Here is a 3,975-nt window from a genome sequence, read left to right as displayed (position 1 = left end):
AGGGCACCGAGACGCTGGAAGCCAAGCACATCATCATCGCTACCGGCGCGCGGGCCCGCGAATTGCCCAAGGCGAAGTCCGATGGTGAGCGCATCTGGACCTATCGTCATGCGATGACGCCCAAGGAGCTGCCGAGCAAGCTGCTGGTGATCGGCTCCGGCGCGATCGGCATCGAATTCGCCAGCTTCTACAACGACATGGGCTCTGACGTCACCGTGGTCGAGATGGCAGACCGGATCGTTCCGGTCGAGGATGCCGACGTCTCCGCTTTCCTGGAAAAGCAGCTGACCAAGCAGGGGATCAAGATTCTGACCAAGGCCTCCGTCGGCGCGATCGAGAAGAGCGACAGCGGCGTCAAGGTCGCCCTGAAGGACAAGGCCGGCAAGGAAGAAACCACCGAGTTCAGCCATGTGATCGTGGCGGTTGGCATCGTGCCCAACCTTGAGAACATCGGCCTGGAGGACCTCAACATCGAGCCGGACAAGCGCTACCACATCAAGGTGGATGAAATGGGCCGAACCAACGTGAAGGGCGTGTGGGCTATCGGCGATTGCGTGGAAGGGCCGTGGCTGGCGCATAAGGCAAGCCACGAAGGCGTTACCGCAGCCGAAGCCATCGCGCAGGAGCTGGGCAACGCCGAGGTTCATCCCCACCCGCTGGACCGTAGCAATATCCCGGGCTGCACCTACTGCCATCCGCAGGTGGCGTCCGTCGGCATGACGGAGGCCAAGGCCAAGGAAGCCGGTCACGAACTGAAGGTCGGCACTTTCCCGTTCATCGGCAACGGCAAGGCCATCGCGCTGGGCGAAGCGGAAGGCTTCATCAAGACCGTTTTCGACGCCAAGACCGGCGAATTGCTGGGCGCACACATGATCGGCGCGGAAGTGACCGAGTTGATCCAGGGCTACATCGTGGGCAAGACCCTGGAGACGACCGAGGCCGAACTGATCAACACAGTCTTCCCGCACCCCACCTTGTCAGAGATGATGCACGAGGCGACGCTGGCCGCCTTCGGCCGCGCCATCCACATCTGATCGTCCGTCGTCGTGCGGCGCCCTAGCGGGCGCTGCGCACGATATGTTCGAATACCGCGACGTGGAGCGGTTCGGCAAACGCACAGCCGACCGCGCCATCGCGTATCCAGCGGATGTCCGCGCTCAACATCTGGATGCCCGGAATCTGAATGCGAAGCGGCACATCCTGCCTTGCGCCGGCAAGCCGCGCGATGCGAAAGCCGCCTGGAGAAATATCTTCCAGCCGCGCCGAAGCCCATGGCCGCGATCCCTGCCGAACGTCGCAGATGATCGTCACCCCCGCGCGCGGGGTTGCACGGTCCGCAGCTTCATCGGAGGGGATTATCGGATCGAACTTCATAGCACTTCAACCATACCCGCTGATGGGCCACGAGGGCTTAGAAAGCGGTTAGCGGATAGCCTTGAGGAATGGCTAACGCGCCAATAGCGGGCAATCTGTACGCCAGATCACCGCGCTTTCGCCGATCGAAAACCGCTTTCGTTCCCATGTATATTGGATTGATTTTGCGGAACAAGTTTGGGAAAGTCTGGTTTGGTCTGGCATGAACACCATGGCCAAGATCGTCGCCACCTCGCCATCGCAGGATCGCAAACCCGCCATTGCGATCGGTGAGGCTGTAGCCCTGCTGCTGACTGAACTGGAGGCGGACGATCTGATATTCATCGCTCATGATGAAGTTCGGGCCAGTGCCATCGCATCAGCCATGAAGGCAGCGTTAGACGGGCACGCGGTCATATTCTGTCCCGGCAGTGACGCTTTGCCCGGCGATACCGGCGCGGCCAGTCCCGCCAACGCCGGTCAGCGAACCAACGCCCTGCGCACCCTTCGCTTGCGTCAACAGGAAGCCCAGTCCGGCCACGTCGCCCTGATCACCACCGGCGAGAGTTGCGCCTGGCTCTTCCCCCAGCCCGAGGCCTACGATCCCGCACCGCCGATTCTAAAGTGCGGCGACGCGATCGACTTCACGACGTTCGCGGTGACATTGGAAGAGCTAGGTTATTTTCGCGACGAACGGGTCGACGAGCCCGGAGAGTTTGCCGTGCGCGGGCTTGTGATCGACATCTACCCTGCCGACGCCGCCGGTCCCTATCGAATCGAAGCGTCGGGGGACAAGATAGCATCGATCCGTGCCTATGATCCCATCAGCCAGCTGACGACCGAAGATTGCGACACGCTGGAGATTGGTCGCGCACGCGAACCTGAGGCAGGCGATGGCGTAACGCTGGTTGACCATCTGCCCAAAGCCGGCATTTTCCAGGATGAAGGGGCGGACAAGCGGCGGCGGGTGTTCGTGCAACTGGCAGCCGATACCGCGCAACGTGCGGGCCGCGAGGCGATGCGCCAGATCTGCAGCGATGAGCGCTGGCACGCCAGCACCGAATCTCATCCGGACAAAGCGCTCGCCGGCGATATTGGCGATGCACCGGCCCGATTTGCCGAACAGCGTGATCCGATGCGCGCCTTCGCCAAGGCCGCGCGCGAGGCGCTGAAGGGGGGCAAGGTCCTGCTGGTGGGATCGCCACGCGATTTGCGGTTCCTGACGCCGCGCATCGCGGCAAAGCTGAAGGAAGATGTTCAACCCATCACCGCGTGGAGGGAAGCGTTGGAGGCCCCGCAAGGCGCTTTGCTGAGCCTGGCCATGCCGCTGCCGCGTGGCTTCCGTTCCGCCGATATGCTGGTGGTCAGCGCTGCCGACTTGCTCGGCAGCCGCGCACAGCGTGATCTTGGCGATACCGACCATGCCCAGATCGACCCCTTCCAATTGACCGAACTGCGGCGCGGCGACGTTGTGGTTCACGAAGATCACGGCCTCAGCGTGATCGAGGGCCTGGATGCAGCGCCCGAAGGCGGTGAGGCAATCGTGCTGCGCTTTGCGGGCGAAACCCGTCGGCTGATCCCTGCAGCCGAGGCCAGCCGCATCTGGCGGTATGGCTCGGACGAGGAAGCGGTAAAGCTCGATAAGCTGGACGGCTCCAGCTGGGCAAAGCGCCGTGGCGATGTCGACGCCACACTTGCCGAAGCAGCCCGCGAACTCACAGAGCTTGCGGCAGAGCGCCTGAAGCGCGATGCGGCGGTGATCGAACCGGACGTGCCCGCTTACGAACAATTCGCCGATAGCTTCGCTTTCACCGAGACGGCAGACCAGGCCCGTGCCATCGCGGCGGTACGCGCCGATCTCGCGGCGGGCAAGCCGATGGACAGGCTGATCGTTGGCGACGTCGGCTTCGGCAAGACCGAGGTCGCACTGCGAGCGGCGGCCATGGTCGCGATCGCGGGCAAGCAAGTCGCGATTGTCGCCCCCACCACCGTGCTTGTGCGGCAGCATATCGAAACGTTCACGAAGCGGTTTCAGGAACTGGGCATCACCGTCGCCGGACTATCGCGCTTGTCAACGGCGGCGGAAAAGAAGGCGGTCAAGGCGGGGCTGGCGGACGGATCGATCGCGATCGTCATCGGCACGGGTGCCGTTGCCGGGAAAGGCGTGGTATTTCACGATCTCGGCCTGGTCATCATTGATGAGGAACAGCGCTTCGGCGCGGTGGACAAAGCCAAGATCGCGGCCCTGGGGGCGGATCATGTGCTGACGCTAAGCGCCACGCCGATCCCCCGCACCTTGCAGAGTGCGCTGGTCGGCCTGCGGCAATTGTCCGTTATCGCGACCCCGCCTGCGCGTCGGCAGCCGATCCGCTCCACCGTGAGCCCCTTCGACGAGGCGCAAGTGCGCGCCGCCTTGCTTCGCGAACATAGCCGGGCAGGTCAAAGCTTTCTGGTGGTTCCGCGCGTCGAAGATCTTGCCGGGCTGGCTACGCGCCTGAAGCGTCTGGTTCCCGAGCTGTCCGTCCTGCAGGCTCATGGCAAGATGCCCGCTGCCGAACTGGACGAGACCATGGTCCGCTTCGCCAACGGCGATGGCGATGTCCTGCTGGCGACCAACATCAT

The 3,975-nt window shown here is 63.3% G+C and carries 3 protein-coding genes; 2 read left to right on the top strand and 1 reads right to left on the bottom strand.

The features are described 5' to 3' along the window. Window positions 1-1,034 (top strand): dihydrolipoyl dehydrogenase (locus ACHWRX_RS11670; RefSeq protein WP_394659342.1); only part of this gene is annotated, 1,034 nt, incomplete at its 5' end. Window positions 1,035-1,056: 22 nt separating this feature from the next. Here the strand turns inward: ACHWRX_RS11670 and ACHWRX_RS11665 are convergent. Beyond that, window positions 1,057-1,374 carry a PilZ domain-containing protein gene (locus ACHWRX_RS11665; RefSeq protein WP_394659341.1) on the bottom strand — a complete coding sequence of 106 codons (318 nt, stop codon included), beginning with the start codon at window positions 1,372-1,374 and terminating at the stop codon, window positions 1,057-1,059. Window positions 1,375-1,585: 211 nt separating this feature from the next. Here ACHWRX_RS11665 and ACHWRX_RS11660 point away from each other — a divergent pair. Beyond that, on the top strand, window positions 1,586-3,975 hold a 2,390-nt coding region (locus ACHWRX_RS11660), incomplete at its 3' end, for a DEAD/DEAH box helicase (protein WP_394659340.1).

The organism is uncultured Novosphingobium sp. (assembly GCF_964277725.1).
Classification (GTDB): domain Bacteria; phylum Pseudomonadota; class Alphaproteobacteria; order Sphingomonadales; family Sphingomonadaceae; genus Novosphingobium; species Novosphingobium fluoreni.
The sequence above is the reverse complement of the archived record's forward strand: the minus strand, read 5'-3'. Positions and strand labels throughout refer to the sequence as shown.

Excerpts from the sequence above, each read along its gene's own strand:
- ACHWRX_RS11665 (WP_394659341.1), bottom strand. The coding sequence starts at position 1,374 with ATGAAGTTCGATCCGATAATCCCCTCCGATGAAGCTGCGGACCGTGCA.